This is a genomic window from Microbulbifer sp. ABF4_107 (assembly GCF_056312215.1).
This window is the reverse complement of record NZ_CM149983.1, coordinates 2,266,570-2,287,010: the sequence shown is the minus strand read 5'-3', so window position 1 is coordinate 2,287,010 and position 20,441 is coordinate 2,266,570. Positions and strand designations below refer to the sequence as shown.

Genomic DNA, 20,441 nt, shown 5'->3' with positions numbered 1-20,441 from the left:
CGGCGAAAACGATTGCGTAGTCATCAATCGTGTCCGATCGCGTGCATGTCTCAGGGGGAGGTAAGGATACGTTTTCCCTCCCAGTTGCACGCCCAAAACAATAACGAACCTTAAAGGTAAACAGCGATGATCAGTAATTGGATAGCTGGCCCACTATTGGTGGTTGCCGGCGCTTTTGCTATACCCGCCTGTAGTGCCCAGGAACCCGGCGCTCCAGAACCACAAACTTCTACATCCAGTGCACCGACAGCATCGGACCTGGTATTTCTGGATTACGAGCAGGAAAACGGTGTTGCACCGGTCGCGAACGCGGCAGGGGGTGATTACACCGTGCGATTTCAAAACAACCCTCCTGAGCGTACCCCGGCGGTATTTGGCAACGGTTTCCGCTCCGACGGCTACTCAACCTGGGTGACCGGGCCGCTGGATCTGGACGGCGCCACGCAGTTTTCCGTGTCTACCTGGGTGGCGCTGGAGAGCTATCCATCGACGGAAGAGGGTGCTCAGCAGGACTCTGCAATCCTGCACAGTTGGAGTGACAACCGAGGCTTTCGCCTGGGCATAGACACTTATGGCAACTGGTGGCTGGATATCAATCTGGCGGGTACGGTTGAGCGTGTTCAGGCTCCTGCCCATTTTCCCCTGTATACATGGAGCCATGTGGCCGCCGTGGTGGATAACGGGAACCTGAAGTTGTATCTCAATGGCGACCTGGTTGCGGAACGACAGGCCGGTGCCGGTGCACTGGCGGGAGCCACCACCGCTGAAATGGTGATCGCCCGCAGTGACAGGCCGCAGATGTCCCACGGCGTGTTTGAGGTCAATGCGATCAACGGTGCCTATGACAATACCCGGGTTTCCGTCGCCGTGCGCACAAGTGAAGAAATCCAGCAGGAATATGCCGAAGGTGCCGGTGCTCCCTGGGAGGTCTCACTGGCCGTGCCGGAAACCCGTTTCGCCGATGATCTGCACCGCCCGCGTATTCATGGGATGCCGCCCGCGAACTGGACCAATGAGCCCCATGGGCTTGTGGAAAAAGATGGCCGCTATCACATGTTTTACCAGCGCACGCCGAACGGCCCATTTAAATGGATGATGCACTGGGGACATATGTGGTCCGATGACCTGGTGAATTGGACCAATACAAAAGACGCGCTTTACCCACAGCAAAATGGGGGCGGACTATCCGGCCTTGGCAGCAAGGGTATCTGGTCTGGCGATGTGATAATGGATAACGGCGTGGCGCACGCCTTCTACACCACGGTCAACTTTGATGGCCAGTTTGATCCGGGTATCGCCCGTGCCACCAGTAGCGATGCCAACCTGGAAGACTGGCAGCATTTCGGTGGCATCATTGACAAGAATCAGCCCAATCCCGGCGGTATTGCCGATTTCCGCGATCCGTATTTGTGGAAGTCCGGCGATCGTTGGCACATGATTATTGGTGCCGCCATGGGTTCCGCAGGTGGTGTGGAGTATTACACCACCGACAATCTCGCCGCGGATAACTGGCAGCGCGCGGCTCGGCCATTTTCAAGCGTGCCTTTCTCCGAGATGGATCCGGGTTCCGCTATCTGGGAGATGCCGGTATTTGAATATATCGGTGAGCACAACGGTGTCGACAAATATGCGCTGGTGGTCAGCCCCATTGGCGGCTCCATGCGCAAGAATCAGGCACCGTTTGTGCGCAGTGTCTATTGGACTGGTCGCTGGGAGGTGGATGCGAATGGCGAAGGCCAGTTTGTTCCTGATTACACCGAGCCCAAGTACCTGGATCTGATCCATGGACACCTGTCACCGACCGTAGCCAGGCAGAATGGCGAGCTGGTGGCCATTGGCATCGTGGATGAACGAACCAGCTCGCAGATGCAGAATGACCAGGGTTGGGCGCACACTTTCAGTCTGCCGAGAGTCTGGTCTCTGGGAGGCGACGGGCAAAGCTTGTGGCAGCGTCCCCATGCGCAACTGCAATCCCTGCGCAAGAGCGGCGAAATGCAGACCTGGGGTGCACAGCAAGTAAATGGGGACTTACCCCTGCGGGATGCCGGCCATTTGTATGAGCTGAATATCGAGCTGGCGCAACCTCTGGCTGCACAACAGTTCGGTGTGGCCCTGGCGACCTCTCCGGACGGGGATGAAACCACGCGTATCTATTTGCAGAATGGCAGCATTACGATCGACAAACGCCAGTCGAGTAACAATACCGATCAGGAAGAGCTGCAACTGTACACCGCGGATTATGATGTAGCGGTGTTTGGTGCTCCGCAGTCTTTGCGGGTATTCGTGGACTATTCGGTGGTGACGGTGTTTGTCAATGAACGTGCCGTATTCTCCAATCGTATCTATCCGACGCGCGCTGATGCCACCGGGGTGTCATTGTTTAGTGATCAGCCTGTGTCCCTGGCGTCCGCAACCTGGTATCCGCTGCGCCCAATGTCCACGGGTTCCGGCATGTCTGCCGCGCTCAGCAGTAGTGCGGAAATTAATGAGGGACAGGAAAGTGGAGCGACGGTTTATGTCGACCTTCACAACGGTACATTTGCGCAGGCGCTGAACGCGAGCCAGTGGCAATTCAGCAATCTTCCCGCCGGTGTCTCAATTGGAACTGTCTCTCGGGTGAGTGACACACGGGCAGAACTGGTGCTCTCTGGAAACAGCAGTGAAGACTACGACCTGAACATCGCAGGCGCTGTGCTGGAAATTCCGGCAACGGCACTGCAGGACTACGAGCAGCCGCTGCGTGCCAGCGGTCTTGTATTTTTCGCCTCCGTTGAGCCAGTGACTACGTTAACCCTCACTGCCGAAGCTGCGATTGTCGAGGGCGACGAAAGTGGGGCAGAAATTACCGTTTCGGTCACCAACAATAGCTTCCAGCAGCCTTTGCTTTCCGAGCATTGGGATCTCACTGGAATTCCAGCTGGCATCACTTACGAGCTGGTGTGGGTAGACTCGCAAACGGTAAAGCTCGTATTGGCAGGAAGTGCGGAAGACTACGATACAAACCTCAATAATGTGGCGCTCACAGTAGATCCCGCAGCCTTCGTCAATGTCGACCCGGAGCTGCATGGCAGTGCACCGGCTGGCTCCGGCGATGTGGTATTCCAGGCTCAAAGTGGAACTCTGCAGTATGACTTTGAGAACGGCAATCTCGACAACTGGTGTGTGTTGTCCGGAACTACCTTTTCTACCGAGTCAGTTGTAAGTGACGTGCAGTGGCACGGCGGTAGTTTTGATCATCAGGGCCAGTTTCATCTGTGGGGCTTTGCGGCAGCAGAAGATGAAGCCACCGGACTGATGCGTACTGGTGACTTCGTACTGGAAGGTGATGGTCGTATTCAGCTGTTGATCGCTGGTGGCGACGACAGTGCCAATCTGTACGCAGCACTGCGCAAGTCCACTGACGACAGTTTGCTGCTGCGCAGTACCGGTCATAACTCCGAAACCTATCGCGAAGTTGTATGGGATGCCTCTGCATATATCGGAGAGTCTGTGTATGTGGAACTTCAGGACAGCGCCATCGGTGGCTGGGGGCATATCAACCTGGATTACCTGCGAATTCCTGTCGCGGATGAAAACGACGGGCTTATTCCTTCTGCCAATGTCTATCCGTTGCAAAGTCTCAACCCAGCACCCGCTACCCTGGCGTTGTCCCCAGGCGCGAACGCAACCATCTCGCTGGACACCCAGCCATCCTATGCCTGTCGACAGCCGCTATTCTGGCAAAGCGCCAATATGGCAATCGCTACGGTAACTGATGGCGTGGTCACTGCAATTGCCAGTGGCAACACCGAGATTTCGGTAGCGACTGCCGACGGCAGTGTGCAGGCGGTTATTCCTGTTGAAGTTGGCGAAGGGCCTGCCACAGGCGATACGCTGGTGCTGGATTTTGAAAACGCAGACCTGTCCGGTTGGCAGGTTCAGGGCACTGCCTTCAGCGCTGACGATATCTCTACGGCAACCACCTTCTGGGATGGAGCTTCTTTCAATCAACAGGGGCAGTACCACCTGTGGGGATTCCAGGATGGCGGTGACGGAGGTACCGGCAGCCTGACATCCAGTGAATTCGTACTGGGTGGCGACGGTCAGGTGTGCTTCCTGATATCCGGTGGCAACCAGCCCGATACGTTGTATCTCGCCCTACAACGTAGCGATGGCTCAGAAATCATGCGCACTACCGGTCACGACAGCGAAGCCTATCGCGAGCACTGCTTCGACGCTGCGGCTTATACCGGTGAGCGCCTGCGGTTACAGCTGGTGGACAACAGTACCGGTGGGTTTGGACATATCAATCTGGACAATGTGCGAATTCCTCTGGGTGTCGAAACCAGTTATAAGGAGTTCAACTTCGAGTCCGGCGACTTGTCCGGCTGGCAGGCCACCGGTGAAGCTTTCTCGGCACAGGCGGTCAGCTCCGCCTCCTGCTACTGGAGCGAGTGCTTCAGCTTTGACCATCAGGGCAGCCACCATTTGTGGGGTTTTGCTGCTGGTGGGGACGCGCTGGTCGGCAGTTTGGAGTCGGACACCTTTGTGCTGGGCGGTAACGGACAGATCAGCCTGCTGATTGGTGGTGGCAATAACCCAAGCCAGCTGTATCTGGTACTTCTGGATGCACAAAGCGGTGAAGAGCTTGCCCGCCTTACAGGACATGACAGTGAGCAGTATCGGCCGGAGGTGATTGATGCATCCGCGTATGTCGGCCGCACCTTGAAGCTGAAAGCGGTTGATGATGCCACGGGTGGTTGGGGGCACCTCAACCTGGATGCGATACGCATTCCGCTGCAAGCGCAGTAATTCTCGTTTCACAGGATGGGAAAAAAGAAAAGGCCCCGAGGAATAACCTCGGGGCCTTTTTTTGGTTTCTGCTTTTTCTATCTACTTTTGTTATCAGCGCCGTTTATATGTAGGCGCCATGTGCATCAGGCACAGCGCGCCTCCGGTACGGAGTTGAATTCCGCCTTGGCATCGTCCCGCAGCGCGACTGCGGATATTGCCAGAAAGATCACTACCACGGTTCCCAGCACGAAATAGGCGTTGGTGAATCCGATGCGGTCGTACATCATGCCCGCCACCACGGAAAGCCCGCTGGCCGCTACCTGGGTACTGAACTGGAAGCCCACCAGGTATAGGGTGGAAGACAGGCGCGGATCAAAGTTCTTGGCGATGTATTTGAAAATGGCCACCAGCATAATTGGCAGCTCTGCCGCGTGCAGTAGCTTGATGACCGAGATTGAAATCGGATCACTGGCTACCCCGGATCCCAGGATGCGCACGGCCATGATGACACCGGCCAGCAGCAGACCGTTCTTGGCGCCAATGCGATTGACGATGAATGGGGCTACAAACATACCGCCGGCTTCAAGGAAAACCTGCAGGGAGTTCAGGTAACCAAACATGGAGGTTCCCTGGTCGACACTGTTGAACAGAGAGGCGAAGTAAACCGGAAACTGCTGGTCGTAGACCGAGTAGACGCAGGTGACGCCCATGACATAGGTGGCGAACGCCCAGAAAGTGGGGAGTTTCAGCAGGGCAAAGGCATCCTGCATTTGCACCTTTTGTTGGGATTCCAGCTTTTCCTCGACGTTTTCTGGTGCGCGTACCAGAAGTACTGCAACACAGAAAATCAGCGCGGAGCTGCTTGCCAGCCAGAAATTGATATCCGGGTTGATATTGATCAGGGTGCCGGCGAAAAACGTGGCAAAAGCCCAGCCCAGAGAACCCCACATGCGCGCCTTGCCAAACTCGAAACCGGTAAGTCGCCCACAGCGGTCGATATAGGTTTCCAGTGCGCCTACGCCCGATGCGAACGCGAGGGCAAAGTAGACGGCCCCCACCGCAACGCCGGTATAAAAGCTGGCCTGTAGCAGTGGCGCATAGACGAAGATAAAGAAGGGGCCGGTACCCAGAAGCAGCAGGCCCACGGTATACAGCAGGTTTTTCCGCAGCTGCAGTTTATCCTGCAGGTACCCATAAAGCGGCATAACCAGTAGAGCGGCGATGGCGTTGATGCTGAAAATGACACCGGTCTGTTCACCACCTAAACCGACGATGCGGTTCAGCCAGATGGGAAACAGGGAAAAGGCGAATGACCAGGTGAGGAAGAACGCAAATAGTGCGCAGCTCAGCAGCCAGTAGTTTCGGGTGGAGGTTTTCATCATCGCTTGACTCTCAGTTGTTATCGCTTTTATCGAAGGTCGGTTGACCCCCTTACGATGAGGTCACCACCGATCTTGAAACTCTTCTGTTTTTTACTTTTTCCTTTGCCTTCTACCGGGCTGTCGATGGCGAGTTCCGCCGCCAGTTCGCCCATACGGAAGTAGGGGAGTGACACCGTGGTCAGTTTGGGCACCAGGTTTTCCGCAATCATGCGGTAGTTGTCGTACCCCACGATGGACAGATCGCCGGGAACGCGGAAGCCCAGTTGGATGGCGTGCATGTAAACCCGCATCGCCATTTTGTCGTTACCACATAAAATCGCGGTGGGTGCGCCTTTTCCTTTTAGAAGTTGCTCGAGAAGTTCGCCCAGCCCGGCAAACTCGTCTTCTTTATCATCGGCTACACCCTGAATAATCAGGTCCGGGTCGACCGCGATACCGCGCTGTTCCAGCGCGTGTCGGTAGCCCTGTACCCGCAACGGCGTCGCTGGCATATCTTCAAACAGCGTCAGAAACGCGATGCGCTGGTGGCCCTGAGCCAGCAGGTGTTCTGTCGCATCGAACGCACCCTGTTCATCATCCGGGACAATGCTCGGGTAGCGTTTTTCGCTGTCGAAACAGTTCAGCAGGATCAACGGGCAGCGCTCAAAGGACTGCCGAATTTCCACTTCTCGGTGGTACATGGTGGCGAAGATAATTGCCTGGGCCCGCTGCCGGCGAAAATCTTCCACTAGGTTTTGAAAGCTCTCCTGGCTGCCGCCGGTTTCACCGATCAGCAGCAACTTTCCCTGCTGCTCGCACACGCTTTGAATGCCGGCAACAATTTCAAACGCGTCGGGCGTTGTTGTCAGGTGGTCGGTGATCAGGCTGACCAGGCCGGTCTCTTTGCCGCGCAGAGACTGCGCGGCTGCGGAGGGGTAGTACTCCAGCTGGTCCATCGCCGCCTGGACCTTTTCCTTTGTGCGCGGGCTGACACCTTCGAATCCACCAAGGATTCTGGAAACGGTTTTAACGGATACGCCAGCCAGCTCTGCCACGTCTTTAATCGAACTCATGGGCTCATTTGTCTATCGGTTGAACAGACTGGCACTATACCCGATTGCACTCCTGATGCGCGAAATCCGCGTCAGCTGTTGACAGATACTAAACCCCTATCCGTATAATGTCCAACGGTGGACATTATGCAGTTGGGTATCTCTACACTGTCAGAGAGCGCTGGGAATATCCGCCGACACCGAAACAGCGGTGATGGGGTGCGCCAAGGCGCAGAAAGTTGGAAAAATACAGATATAAGAACGCAGAACTATGGAACAGGAATTCGCATCCGCCGAGACCGGCGCTACAACAATGTCGGAAGTCCTGGGCGGTCAGGGGCGAGATAACGCCATTCCGACCCACTGGCGCCCGCGCAAGCACTTTGCTCCCGCTCGCAACTGGATGAATGACCCCAATGGCATGGTTTATCTGGACGGTACTTACCATCTGTTTTTCCAGTACAACCCGGCAGGCTCGGTATGGGGGGATATTCACTGGGGGCACGCGACCTCGACGGACCTCCTGAACTGGCAGGAGCAGCCGGTGGCACTTGCGTCCGAGCCAGAAGGTCTCGGCATGATCTTCTCTGGCGGCGCTGTGGTGGATGTAGAGAACACTTCCGGCTTGCAGCGGGGTGAACATCCACCACTGGTGGCCACCTTCACCCACCACGACAAGAATGAAGTACAGGCACAAAGCCTGGCTTTCAGTACCGATGGTGGTGTGAGCTGGGAAAAATATTCCGGGAACCCGGTCATTCCCAACCCCGGTATCAAGGACTTCCGTGATCCGAAAGTGATCTGGCACGGGCCGAGCAAGCGCTGGGTAATGGTGCTGGCCGCAGGGGACAGAATCCATTTCTACCGCTCCGAGAATCTGATCGACTGGGATTTCTTGTGTGAGTTCGGTGCAACCCAAGGTGATCACGGCGGTGTCTGGGAGTGCCCGGACCTGTTCCCCCTGAATGATGAGCAGGGGGAAGAGCGCTGGTGCCTTCTCGTCAGTATCAATCCCGGTGGCCCCAACGGTGGTTCCGCGACCCAGTACTTCATTGGCAACTTCGATGGGGCTCAGTTTGTCGCGGAGCACACCGATGTCCGCTGGCTGGACTTTGGAACCGACAACTACGCGGGTGTGACCTGGGACGGTCTGCAGTCTGCAGATGATCGGCGTATTCTGGTGGGCTGGATGTCGAACTGGGCCTACGCCAACAAGGTGCCGACTGAAACCTGGCGGGGCGCCATGACCATTCCGCGCTCGCTCTATCTCTTCAGAGAGGGCGAAGACCTGCGTCTTGGTAACGCCCCGGTGAGTGAAGTGGCGGAGTCCCGTTGCGCCCAAGCGGAAGGAGCCCTTGCTCTGGGCGAGACTCTTTCACTTCCGGACGACGCCGCGCTGGACCTGGTCCTGTCGGTGGGTGAGACCCCGGAAATGGAGCTGGAGTTTCTTGCCGCCGCGGGCGAGCGACTGGTGGTCTCTCTTTCTGCCGAGCGTGGCCAGCTGGTGCTAGACCGTCGCGAATCCGGTTGGGTGGAAGAGGGGCTCGGGCGTGAGATCACTGCGCCGATTGTGCACGGGCTGACAGAGCGCAGTGAAATGCGTGTGATTATCGATGGAAGCTCGATCGAAATTTTCCTGGATGCCGGTAAGACGGCTGTGACCGCACTGTTTTTCTCCAGCGAGCCCATGTCACGCATGGCGTTGCGACGCAGTGGCTCAGCCGCCGTTTCCTATTCGCTATACAGCATTTAATGCAGGGGTAAATCATGACTGCGCCACGAGTGTCTGTTTTTGGGGAAGCACTGTTCGATATGATCGAAACAGCCGATGGACAGTTTGTGCCCCATGTCGGTGGGTCGCCTTTCAATGTCTGTCGGGGTTTTGCCCGCCTTGGGTTGCAGTGCGATTACCTTTCGCCCATCTCGTTTGACCGGCTGGGTGAGCGTATCGCCGATGCGGCGGCAGAGGAGGGGATCAGCATTGCTCGGGTGCCACGCTCGGACAAACCCACGTCACTGGCGCTGGTCACGATTGATGAGGGAGGTCAGCCCAGTTACCGCCTGTACCGTCAAGGAGTGGCCGACCTGGACATTGATGCTGCCACGCTGATGGTTGGTGTGACACCGGACTGCCAACTGTTCCATACCGGTTCTTTGGCATTGGTACCGGAGATGGAGGCGGTGCTCTCCGACGTTATCGGGGCGCTACGCCAGCGCGGGGTGCCCATCAGTATTGATGCAAACCTGCGCAAAGGGGTGGTGGCCGATACTGAAGCCTATCTTTCTTGTGTTCATCGCCTGATTGAGCGTGCGACGGTGTTGAAAGTCAGTGACGAGGATCTGGCGCTTCTCGGCATTACGGATCCATTGCCCTTTTGCCGCAATCTGGTGGCGGAGGAGAAGGTTGCGCTGGTGGCCTACACGGAGGGCGCTGCCGGGGCAACGCTGGTTGCGAAAAATGGCGAGGTCAGTGCACCTGCACACCTGCCGGATCCGGTGGGAGATACAGTGGGTGCGGGGGATACGTTTTTCTCTGCATTGTTGAGCTATCTGGTTCGTAGTAATGCGTTCGAAACTAGGTTGCAAAGTCTGACAGACGTGGATCTGCAGAATGCCCTGCAATTTTCGCAGCAGGCGGCGTCAATCAATGTTGGAAGGAAGGGCTGTAATCCGCCGTCGCTTCAGGAAGTACAAGCTGCACTGCAGCTTGCGGAAGCGAGTTGAGGAGTTTCCGATGTTTTCAAATTTTAACCGTGTATTGAAAAGCTCGGTCATTGTACTGTCTGCCCTGACTCCCATCGTGGTTCTCTCTGCGGATACCGGTGTTCCTTCGCAAGCGGACTATTATCAGGGATTTGAGACCCTAACTTCAGAAGTTCTGGCGCCGGCAACGATCCACACCCAGTTCCCGACACCGGACTCTGTACCGGGTATCGTTGGTAACGCCTGGAGAAGCGATGGTTTCTCCAGTTGGTTGACGGTGCCGCAAGAGAACGCGGGAAAAAGTGCGCAGCAAATTTCCGCCGTATTCTGGGTGGCGCTGGAGAGCTACCCTTCTGATCATGAGGTGCGAGTTCAGGATCTCTCTCCGGGTTCGTTGATTAACCAGTGGGGCGAAGGCGGCGGTTTTGACGTTTATCTGGACACCTATGGGCGCTGGGGCGTTCGCGTACAGACGGAAGCCGGTATGGTCACTTTACCGGCCCCAGAGCGTTTTCCGTTGTATCATTGGCATCAACTGGCCGTCTCCATTTTGCCAGATCGTGTTTCGCTGTATCTGGATGGAACCGCGATTGCCGAGCAGGCATTGGCCGCGCCGATGAAGCCTGTGTCCGCGCCGGTAACCATTGCGCGCAGTCCGAATGAGGCTGAAATGCTCAACTTCACCATCAACCGCTTGAATGGTGCTTTTGACGAGCTGCAGATATTTGCTCGTGGCCTGACACGGGATCAGGTTTCAGAATTGCACGCTCAGGTGCAACCGGAGGAACGCTCGGCAAGGGCTTCACTGGTTGTGCCCGCAAGTCGCTTTGCCGATGATCACCTGCGCCCGCAACTCCACGCCATGCCACCGGCAAACTGGACCAACGAGCCCCACGGGTTTGTGCGGGTAGGGGACGTCTGGCACCTGTTTTACCAGCGCACGCCGAATGGCCCATACAAGACCCAGATGCACTGGGGCCATATGGTGAGCCGCGACCTGGTTAACTGGGAAAATCTTGAAGACGCGCTCTGGCCGGAGCTGCAAACAGACAACTTCGGTTTCGATATGAAGGGCATTTGGTCGGGCGATGTGATCTACGATGGCGGCAAGGCGTTTGCCTTCTATACCAGCGTCAATCATTTCGACCGACTCAAGGCCAGTAACCCGGGCGTATCCATGGCGGTGAGCGAAGATCCCATGTTGCGGCACTGGAAAAAGCTCGGCCCGATCGTCAATACGAAATATGTACCCGACTTCCGGGATCCGTATCTGTTCCGGGATGGGAACACTTGGCACATGCTGATCGGTGCCGCCTTGAAAAGTGGTGGAGGGCTGGATTACTACGTGCTCGAGCCTGGAGAAGGCGGTGGAAAATGGCAGCACCGGCGCAAATTTATCAGCGAGTCCTACCGGGATCTGGATAACGGGTCGCTGATCTGGGAAATGCCGGTGTTTGAGCCTATCTCCGACGACGCGCATGTCCTGGTGGTCAATCCCATCGGTGGTGCGGTCTCCAAGTATGGCGAACCGGCAACGCGAGCCGTTTACTGGGTTGGTGAATGGAAAGAAGGGGTTTTTCACCCTTATACCACCAAACCGAAACACCTCGATATTCTCCCTGGGCATCTTGCACCCACGGTCGAGCGTACCGAAGACGGCAGTTTGCGTGCGATCGGCATTGTGGATGAGCGCCGTACCTCGCAGGCGCAGGAGGATGCTGGCTGGGCACATACCTTCAGTTTTCCGCGCCGCTGGTTCCTGATGGAAGATGGTCGCTCCCTCGGGCAGGCGCCTGCGCCGGAGTTAAGCGCGTTGCGCAAAGCGCCCGTTGCCGAGCAGACGAAGCTGGCTGTCAGCGGTGAAGGCACTGAGTTGTTCACACCAAACAGTGCCTATGAGCTACTGGTCAAATCCAGCAGTGGTCACCCCATCGATCTCGAACTGGACATATTGGCGAACCCACAGGGGGAAGTGACACGCCTGCGTATTGATGGTGAGCGCAACAGGGTAGTGCTGGATAAAAGTCGTGCTTCTACGGCGGGAGAAGACGAGGGGCCCAATGTGCTGGAGGCGCCATACGATGCTGCGGCCTTTGGTGCAATCGAGACGCTGAGAGTCTTTGTAGACGGCTCTGTTGTTGAGGTGTTTATCAACGACGCTGCGGTGTTCTCCTTCCGCAGTTATCCGGAAAACCCGGCAATCGGGCCGGTAACCGCACGTACTCCAGATGGCGCTAGCCAGACAATTGATATGACGGCCTGGCCGCTACAGTTGCCCTGAGTGGCTGTGCGATTGAACGACCGAAAACGGCGACGTGGGCATAAAAAGCCGTTGACAGCACAGCAAAAATCACAGAATAATGTCTAGCGATGGACATAAAGCTCCGCCCTAAAATGTCTAACGATAGACATAAGCGGTAGAGCATAGAGAGTGGCGTAAATAAGTCACTTGAAAATTGACTCGAAAATCAAAAAAGAATAAGACACCTCAAGGAGGTACCGTGATGAAGAGAGAGTTTGGCCGGCTCATGTTTGCCGTTGCGCCCCTGGCACTGGCGATAAACACCGCAGCTGCGAACGAGGTTGCGCAACAGGCAGAACCTGCGAGCAAAAAAAACCAGAATGAAGCGCTAGAAGAGGTGATTGTCACCGGTGTGGTGAAGGAAACCACCAAAGCCGATGCGACCTTTTCCATCAATACTCTGGATGCCGAAGATGTTCAGCGCCTCGCGCCACTGAGTACCGCAGATATGCTGCAGAACGTCCCCGGTATTTTTGCCGAGGGCGGGACCGCAGGTGAAGCGGGTAACAACATCACGGTACGTGGCCTGCCAGTAACCGGCGGCTATCGCTATGCTCCCCAGTTGATCGACGGGCTGCCCTGGTACGAAGAGCCAGAAGTGCAGTTCATGAACAACGATGTGGCCATCCGCGGCGACCTGATGACCGAGCGCGTGGAAGTTGTCAAAGGTGGTACCGGCGGTATTCTCTATTCCAATGGCCTGGGTGCCACGGTCAACCATGTGACCCGTACCGGTGGTCAGGTTTTCGAAGGTGGCTACAAGGTCGAAGCCAGTGATTATGGTCTGCTGCGAAACGACGTCTTTGTTTCCGGCCCGATCAATGACAATCTCACCTATGCTGTGGGTGGCTTCTACCGCACCTCCGACGGTATTCGCGATACCGGCTACACCGCCGACCAGGGCGGCCAGATTCGCGGCAACCTGAAATTTATCAGTGATGACGAGCGCACGGAATTCCAGCTGCACGCTCTCTCTATTGACGACCAGACGGCTTTCTACCAAAACGTACCTTTCCAGGTGCCCGCATTCAGTGAGCCCGGCACCCCGGAAAACCCCATCGAAATCAAGCCCGATGAAGTCTGGCCTATCGCCATTGATTTTGCCGATGGCACTACCGCATCGCCCTACAACCGGCATTTCAATATGTTGGGTGAATACGGCGAGCGCCAAATTGATATCGCCGACGGCAACCACGCCAACTTCGATATTTTCACCGCAAAATTTCGTCATGACCTGGAGTCCGGCTGGCGCTTCAGCGGTGGCGTTCGCCACACCGAAGGCACCAATGATTTCAATGCCATGTTTACCGGCAATGATTCCACCTCGGCCGAGCAGTTCCTCAATGCGCGCTACCAGAATGACATCGTAGGTGCCGCCCACGGCCAAGCGCTGCGTGGTGAATTCGATGCGGCTAAACTGAACGGATTTTTTGCCATGCCGGAGGACCCGGCCACCGCATTTGCCGGCATCAGCCGGTCTGATTTTGTGAATAATTATGCACTGGCCCAGTCCGTGGGCGCCTTCTACCTGGACGATGGCAGCCAGGTGGCAGACGACACGGTGCTGAACTTCCTGTTGCCGTTTATTACAAACGTGGAAGCGGAAAGTTCGAGCATCGATCTGCAGGTGCAGAAGAGTTTTGAATTGCTGGGTGAGCACGACCTGACCTTCGGTGTATACGCCAGCAATTACAACAATGATCAGGTGCATCAGGCCTCGCTGCTGGTTTCCAGCATGGAGGATCAGTCCCGCCTGGTCGACCTGTATGGTCTGGACGAGAACGGCAATCGCGTTGGACCGAGCCTCACCTATAACGGCGCTATCCTGCCTGGCTTTTTTGGCTACAACTCGGATATCGAAGTCGAAGGGCGCGCGGTCTACCTGCACGACCACTGGGAGCTGCTCGACAATCGCCTGAAACTGGACCTGGGTGTGCGCTGGCAGGATCAGGAATCCATCGTCCTGCGCCGCGATCGTGTACTGCAGGAAGGCTCGGATATCACGCCGGATGACGTCACCCCGGGCTCGATCGAAGATACCACCGCAGACAACGAAGTTTTCCTGCCCGGCGAGTTGCGTTCTCACGAAGACAGCTTCGAAGGCAGTGGCTGGTCCGCGGGCGCCAACTACTCGTTCTCCGACCGGCTGGCAGTATACGGCCTGGTTTCCAATTCGTTCCGCCTGCCGAGCCTTGAAGACTTGAACGAGTTTAAGGTCGATTCCAGCCGCGATGAAGAACAGGTTGAGCAGATCTGGCAATACGAAACCGGTGTGCGCTATTACGCGGATACCTGGGATACCCAGGTCGCACTGTATTACAACGACTTCAGCCCGCGGGAAAATATCAGCATCTACCGCGACTTCACCTCCAGTGAGTGTGTCGTCAACGAAGACATCCCCGATATCAATACTTGTCCGGAAGTGCGCGAGTTCTACCGCAAAGGGGTAGAAAACCTCGGCATCGAGGTAGAGGCCACCTGGAACCCGACATTTGTCGAGGGACTGGAGCTGACCGGTAACCTGGTGTACCAGAAGCCTGAAATTATCGGGGCCAACTACACCGTGGTTCAGGAGCTGGCTGAGAATGGCGTGGTTACCGGTTATGAATTCCGGGAAATCGGCGAAGACGGGCGCACGCCGCGCCGCCTCGCCGAAGTGATGTTCAACCTGCAAATGGTTTACGACACCAAGCCGCTGACCGGCCTGCCGTTCAAGCCCTATATGAAGTACACCTACTTCGGTGATCGCTTCTCCGAGTCCCGCGACTACGATGTGACGCTCTATCCAGAGTACTTCCATGTGGATGCGGGCTTTATCTGGGACTTCAGCGACAAGCTGGCGGCGCAGGTGCACGTGGCGAACCTCACCGACGAACTCTCCTTCACCGAAGGTGATCCACTGTTTGTTGACCTCAAGGGCCCCAATGGCGCCACCAACCGGGGTGTGGCACGTCCGCTGTTCGGTCGTACCTGGCGCGCCAGCCTGCACTACCGCTTCTAAACAAGAAATCGATGATGACGGGGCGAGCGCGCCCCGTATTACCCGCACATAGAGCTAAAACAATAAAAGGTAATTGATCATGTGGCTTAAAAAGTTTCCACTCGTTCCGCTCGCCCTGGCACTGGGTGCCTGCAGCAGCGATGATGCTGGCCCGCTGCCGGAAAATACTTCTCCCGTGCTTTCCGGCCCCGGTATGGTCGAGGTTCAGGAGGGCGTTAAGAGCGTCACTACCATCAGTGTTTCCGATGCCGAGGGCAACCCGGTAACCCTTTCCCTGAGTGGCGCCGATGCGGGGGCCTTCTCGGTCAATCGCGATGGCGTCCTGACATTCGCGATCCCCACCGATTTCGAGCAACCGGCGGACGCCGATAGCGACAACAACTATCAAGTCACCATTGTGGCCTCCGACGGCTTTGCCGCCGATAGCGAGTTGCCTTTGACGGTTGTGGTGACGGATAACGAAGAAGAAATCGAACCGAATGTCTATGCAAATGTCACCGTAGATGATTCCACTTTCGTACCCGAAAACGTCATCACCAGCTTTGAATTCCCTGTTTCCATGCAGGCAGAGCCGGACAAGTATCTGATGACCGGTGTGTTCGCCGATCCGGGCATTGCCACTGCCGGCTGGAATAGCCTTGAATACCGTGAAGATATTGTGGATACCGCTGCACGTATTGGTGAAGTGTCGGTTTCGACCTGCGAAATTGGCGGTCTAACTGGCTGTGACGAACATGTGGGCAGTATTACCGTGCTGGACGTTGAGGTCACGCACGATTTCATCAGCTTCCTGATGTCCGGTGGCAATGGCACCAATGATGTGGGTGTGGAGATTATTCTTGCTGCCGACGATACCGTCCTCGCTCAGTACACACCGAACAGCTGCGGTGACGCCTGGCTGAAGGGTGACCAGCACTATGTACACTTTGATACCAGCGGACTGATCGGCGAGAAAATCAAGCTGCGTGTATATGACAATGAATCCGGTGGCTGTGGCTTTATCGCTATGGACCATTTCTACCAGACCGACATCAGTCGTGGTCCGCTTGCAGGTATCGCCACCAAACCGCTAAACCCAAAAAATGTCACTTTCGATCAGACCCAGGGTATGGCGGGGTTGATCCCCAATGCCAGCTTCGAAAACCCGAAGGATATGGTGGAGAAGCGGGGCTGGGTTGGTACCGGCGCGTTCGCGGAGCCAGAAATTGATAGCTGGGTCGGCACTACCGTGGCCGATGATGCGGCCAAGGTGGGCGATCGTGCGATCAGTACCTGCGAGATGAATGACAACAGTGCGGGCTGTGACGCCCCCGTTGGCAGCATCACCTCCCCGGCATTCAAAGTGACTGAGAACACGCTCAACTTCCTGATGGCCGGCGGCAACGGTGCTGCCCCTGTGGGGATGCGGGTGCTGGACACGGCAGGTAATGTACTACACACCTACATTCCCAATAGCTGCGGCCCTTCATACATCACCGGTGATGATGACTGGACGACAGTGGATATCTCTGCACTCAAGAATGCCTTTGTAAAACTGCAGGTCTTTGACGAAGAGCCCGGCGGCTGCGGTTTTGTCAGTGCGGACCACTTCTATCAGGCAGCGGAGTCCTGGAACCCTGCAGATAGCACCATTGATGGCGGCACAGTGGCACTAACCCCCGAATCCGAAAAGCAGCTCGGCTTCAATGTCACCCTTACCGACGACGCTTTCGAGCAAGTGATTGGTGATTTTGATGATGCAACGGCTTCATCCTGGACAGCCACCGGAGATTTTGCCGGCGCATCTGGCGCCGACGCCTGGCGGGGTGTGAGCGGTGATGCCCGTGTCGGCAACGCCGCCGTCAGCACCTGTGAGCTGAACAACAACGCGAACGGCTGTGACGCCCCAACTGGTACCCTGACGTCGCCAACCGTCACGGTTGACGAAACGCGCCCCTTCCTGAACTTCCTGATGGCGGGCGGGAATGGTAGTGCTCCGGTGGGGCTGGAGGTGCTCAGTGCCGCCGATGACAGTGTTATCGCGAGCTTCGTGCCCAACTCTTGTGGTCCTGCAGCCATTGATGGCGACGACGACTGGGTCTCCATTGACCTCAGCGCCCAGGCGGGAAGCGATGTGAAGATTCGCATCTTCGACAACGAGCCCGGTGGCTGCGGCTTTGTCAGCTTTGATCACGTACATATGAGTTCTGAATCCCGCAATTAAGTCGGTTTCGGCCCCGGACTCCGGGGCCTTTTTTGCGGAGCCAATTCCGGTTTCCGCACAATTTGCCCAATAACGAATTTGTAAATGCTTCTCTGGCAGGGGTGGTTGTGCCTGCTGTTTACGCAACGGATTCCAGATAAAAACGGGCATCACATACCATGGAGAAAACTGATGGAGAGAAGAGACAGCAAATTTCCGCGCAGCCCCCTGGCAGCGGCAATTACTCTGGTGGCGATGGGTGCGGTATCTGCCCAGGCTGAGGAGGCTAAAGTTGGCGCGACAACGAATGATGAAGCGGTCGAGGAAATCATCGTTACCGGTGTTGCTAAAGAAACACGCAAGTTCGATGCGACGTTTAATATCAATACGCTGAATGGCGCGGATATGCAGCAATTGGCTCCACACGGCACGGCAGATCTGTTGGGGAATATTCCCGGCTTCTTCGCCGAGGGTGGCACCGCTGGCGAAACCCACAACAATGTGCTGGTGCGCGGTTTACCTCAGGCGGGTGGTTTCCGATATGTGCCCAACCTGATCGACGGGCTGCCGGTCTATGAGGAGCCGGAAGCGCCGTTTATGAACAATGATGTGTTCATCAAAACCGACCTGATGACCACCAGCGTCGAAGCGGTGAAAGGCGGCCCCGGCGCAGTGCTGTATTCCAATGCCCTGGGCGCAGCGGTCAACTATGTGACCCGTACCGGCACCCAGAGCTTTGAAGGTGAATACAAAGCAGAAGTTGGCGACTGGGGACACGTACGCAACGATTTTTATGTTGCAGGCCCAATCAACGAGAACTTTACCTATGCGGTGGGTGGCTTCTACCGCAAAGCGGATGGGCGTCGTGACCCTGGCTTTACCGGAAACGATGGTGGTCAGATCCGCGGTAACATTCTGTATACCAGTGACGACCAGCGTACAACCGTTAAAGCACAGGCTCATGTGCTGAACGACCAGACTATCTACTACCAGAACATTCCGTTCTCTGTACCTAACAACCGCGCCCCGGGTACCGACAGTGATCCGTTCGAAATTGACCCGGGCAGTGTCGAGAGCCTGGGTGTGGATTTTGGTACCGGAACCCAATTGTCCGATGGCATCGCAGAGTATGCGCTGTTCGATGCTGAAGGAAACGCCCTGAACCTGGATATCCGCGACGGTATCAACCCGGAATTCAATATCTTCAGCCTGGATCTGGCCCACGAGCTGGAGAACGGACTTCGCCTGGAGTCCCGTTTCCGGTATACCGACGGGCGCAATGGGTTCAATGCGTTGTTTAACGATCCCCCCACAGAAACCGCACGCCTGACTGCAGACCAGTTCAACCGCATTCAAAGCTTCGGTGGCGATCTGGGTGCTGCATACGCCGATGCGACGGCGGTCAAAGCCTATTACGCCGATACGGTAACAGGAACGGATCTCTCCGGCGCTACTGAAGCTCCATCTGTACTCGCTCACAACATTCCCGTTTATGGCAATGTCGATGCCACCAACTTTACCGGCGACTTCCGGCTCAGTAAGGCCTTTGACATTGGCAGCACGAGCCATGATCTGACGATTGGCGCCTACGGCAGTAATTTTACCTATGATGTCTTCTCTGTATTCGCCAGTGCCTGGAGCGATATCAGTGACCGTGCGCGCGCAGTCGACCTGTACGCAGTGGATGCCAATGAACAGCAGGTAGGCCCGTCGATCACCAGCGGCGGCATGGATCAACCGGCTATTTTTGGTTTGGGGGCGGATGCGACGATGGAAACCCGTGCGTTCTACCTGCACGACCATATTGCCCTTATGGATGAGCGCCTGAAACTCGATGTCGGCGTGCGCTGGCAGGAGCTGGGTGTAGACCGGGTTACTACCAATTCCTTTGATCCGGGTAACACCGCAAACGACTTTACTCCCGACAATATCGTGGTCGGTTCCACCGACGATACCCTGGCTGACAACTTCGTCAACGTGCCCGATGGCGCGCCTCAATCGGCCAAGGAAACTTACGATGCGTACGGCTGGTCGGTCGGTGCCAATTATTTGCTGGTCGAAAATGGCAGCCTCGGCGATGTGTCCGTATTCGGTACCGTATCTGATTCTTTCCGTCTGCCAGGCTTTGAAGACTATATCTTCGGTGGTCCGGCAACCAACCCGAGCACTGGCGAAATCGTGCGCGGGGATATGGTGGAAGATATCCAGCAGATCGAAGGCGGCTTCCGTGTCGGCCAGGATGAATTGGACCTCGGTGTTTCGCTGTTCTATATCGACTTCAAAGCGAAAGAAAACCTGGGTGCCACCCTGGATGACCTGAGTGCGTCAGGTTTTGGTGGTGTTGCATGTAGCAGCGTACCGGCACCGGCGGACTGCCCCAAAATCCGTGACAGCTTCCGCCAGAGCGTTACCAATTTCGGTGTGGAAATCGAAGCGGATTACCAGCCCTCGGCGATCCCTGGCTTGAGCCTGCAGGGCAGTCTGGTGTGGCAGGATCCAGAGCAGTCTCAGGACAACGCTATTCGCTCCGGTATTGTCGATGTGGATACGGATAACGATGGCATCAATGACATGCGCGAGTATGAAGTGTCCACGTCCGAGGGGCGTCGCCCGCGTCGTCAGTCTGAAGTCATGCTGAACTTCCGTCCGTCCTATGCATTCAGCGCTATCCCGCTGACCGTGTACGGCCAGGCGCAGTACTTCAGCGAGCGATTTGCCAGCGACGACAGTGCCAATGTCACTGTATACCCGGCGTATACCCAGTTGAACCTGGGTGTGCTGTATGCCGCAACGGAAAATATGGACCTGCAACTGCATGTGACCAACCTGAATGATGCGGACTCCTTCACCGAAGGTTCCAACATCACCAGTGGGCTCGCATTCAGCGATGGTACCTATACCGGTGTGGCGCGTCCGCTTATGGGGCGTTCGGTTAAAGCCAGTATGAGTTACCGCTTCTAAAAACTCTTCGGAGCATCGTCTCTCGTCGATTTGGGGTGGCCTTGTGCCGCCCCTTTTTTTTGCCTTTGGCTTGCACCGGGGCAGAGTATTGCGGACGATAGCCGGT

The 20,441-nt window shown here is 56.3% G+C and carries 9 protein-coding genes; 7 read left to right on the top strand and 2 right to left on the bottom strand.

Annotation, left to right across the window (positions count from 1 at the left end; translation table 11 throughout):
- Window positions 1-126: 126 nt before the first annotated feature.
- On the top strand, window positions 127-4,791 hold the full coding sequence (locus ACYX4K_RS09395) for a GH32 C-terminal domain-containing protein (RefSeq protein ID WP_475092377.1): 4,665 nt from the start codon (window positions 127-129) through the stop codon (window positions 4,789-4,791).
- 125 nt (window positions 4,792-4,916) lie between these two features.
- Here ACYX4K_RS09395 and ACYX4K_RS09390 read toward each other — a convergent pair whose 3' ends face one another.
- Both ACYX4K_RS09390 and ACYX4K_RS09385 read right to left on the bottom strand, forming a co-directional pair.
- A complete protein-coding gene (locus tag ACYX4K_RS09390) occupies window positions 4,917-6,155 on the bottom strand; it encodes an oligosaccharide MFS transporter (protein ID WP_475092378.1) in 1,239 nt (412 codons plus the stop codon).
- A 26-nt stretch (window positions 6,156-6,181) separates the two neighbouring features.
- The gene (locus tag ACYX4K_RS09385) at window positions 6,182-7,207 is read right to left on the bottom strand and encodes a LacI family DNA-binding transcriptional regulator (RefSeq protein ID WP_475092379.1); all 1,026 of its coding nucleotides are present in this window, start codon (window positions 7,205-7,207) and stop codon (window positions 6,182-6,184) included.
- A 250-nt stretch (window positions 7,208-7,457) separates the two neighbouring features.
- On the opposite strand from ACYX4K_RS09385, the gene ACYX4K_RS09380 reads away from it, so the two are divergent.
- The 6 genes from ACYX4K_RS09380 to ACYX4K_RS09355 all read left to right on the top strand — a co-directional run bounded on the left by ACYX4K_RS09380 (window position 7,458) and on the right by ACYX4K_RS09355 (window position 20,335).
- Entirely contained in the window at window positions 7,458-8,939 is a 1,482-nt protein-coding gene (locus ACYX4K_RS09380; protein WP_475092380.1) for a glycoside hydrolase family 32 protein, read from the top strand.
- Between the two features lie 14 nt (window positions 8,940-8,953).
- The gene (locus ACYX4K_RS09375) at window positions 8,954-9,910 is read left to right on the top strand and encodes a carbohydrate kinase family protein (protein WP_475092381.1); all 957 of its coding nucleotides are present in this window, start codon (window positions 8,954-8,956) and stop codon (window positions 9,908-9,910) included.
- A 10-nt stretch (window positions 9,911-9,920) separates the two neighbouring features.
- Window positions 9,921-12,170 carry a glycoside hydrolase family 32 protein gene (locus ACYX4K_RS09370; protein WP_475092382.1) on the top strand — a complete coding sequence of 750 codons (2,250 nt, stop codon included), beginning with the start codon at window positions 9,921-9,923 and terminating at the stop codon, window positions 12,168-12,170.
- A gap of 223 nt (window positions 12,171-12,393) precedes the next feature.
- Entirely contained in the window at window positions 12,394-15,192 is a 2,799-nt protein-coding gene (locus tag ACYX4K_RS09365) for a TonB-dependent receptor (RefSeq protein ID WP_475092383.1), read from the top strand.
- A 79-nt stretch (window positions 15,193-15,271) separates the two neighbouring features.
- On the top strand, window positions 15,272-17,395 hold the full coding sequence (locus tag ACYX4K_RS09360) for a cadherin repeat domain-containing protein (RefSeq protein WP_475092384.1): 2,124 nt from the start codon (window positions 15,272-15,274) through the stop codon (window positions 17,393-17,395).
- Window positions 17,396-17,566: 171 nt separating this feature from the next.
- Window positions 17,567-20,335: a TonB-dependent receptor domain-containing protein gene (locus ACYX4K_RS09355; protein WP_475092385.1), complete on the top strand. Its 2,769-nt coding sequence runs from the start codon at window positions 17,567-17,569 to the stop codon at window positions 20,333-20,335.
- The last annotated feature ends 106 nt before the right edge of the window (window positions 20,336-20,441 follow it).

Bases quoted from the DNA above. Each gene is read 5' to 3' on its own strand.
- ACYX4K_RS09390 (WP_475092378.1), bottom strand. From the start codon at position 6,155: ATGATGAAAACCTCCACCCGAAACTACTGGCTGCTGAGCTGCGCACTA.
- ACYX4K_RS09365 (WP_475092383.1), top strand. From the start codon at position 12,394: ATGAAGAGAGAGTTTGGCCGGCTCATGTTTGCCGTTGCGCCCCTGGCA.
- ACYX4K_RS09355 (WP_475092385.1), top strand. From the start codon at position 17,567: ATGGAGAGAAGAGACAGCAAATTTCCGCGCAGCCCCCTGGCAGCGGCA.
- ACYX4K_RS09385 (WP_475092379.1), bottom strand. From the start codon at position 7,207: ATGAGTTCGATTAAAGACGTGGCAGAGCTGGCTGGCGTATCCGTTAAA.
- ACYX4K_RS09380 (WP_475092380.1), top strand. From the start codon at position 7,458: ATGGAACAGGAATTCGCATCCGCCGAGACCGGCGCTACAACAATGTCG.
- ACYX4K_RS09375 (WP_475092381.1), top strand. From the start codon at position 8,954: ATGACTGCGCCACGAGTGTCTGTTTTTGGGGAAGCACTGTTCGATATG.
- ACYX4K_RS09370 (WP_475092382.1), top strand. From the start codon at position 9,921: ATGTTTTCAAATTTTAACCGTGTATTGAAAAGCTCGGTCATTGTACTG.
- ACYX4K_RS09360 (WP_475092384.1), top strand. From the start codon at position 15,272: ATGTGGCTTAAAAAGTTTCCACTCGTTCCGCTCGCCCTGGCACTGGGT.
- ACYX4K_RS09395 (WP_475092377.1), top strand. From the start codon at position 127: ATGATCAGTAATTGGATAGCTGGCCCACTATTGGTGGTTGCCGGCGCT.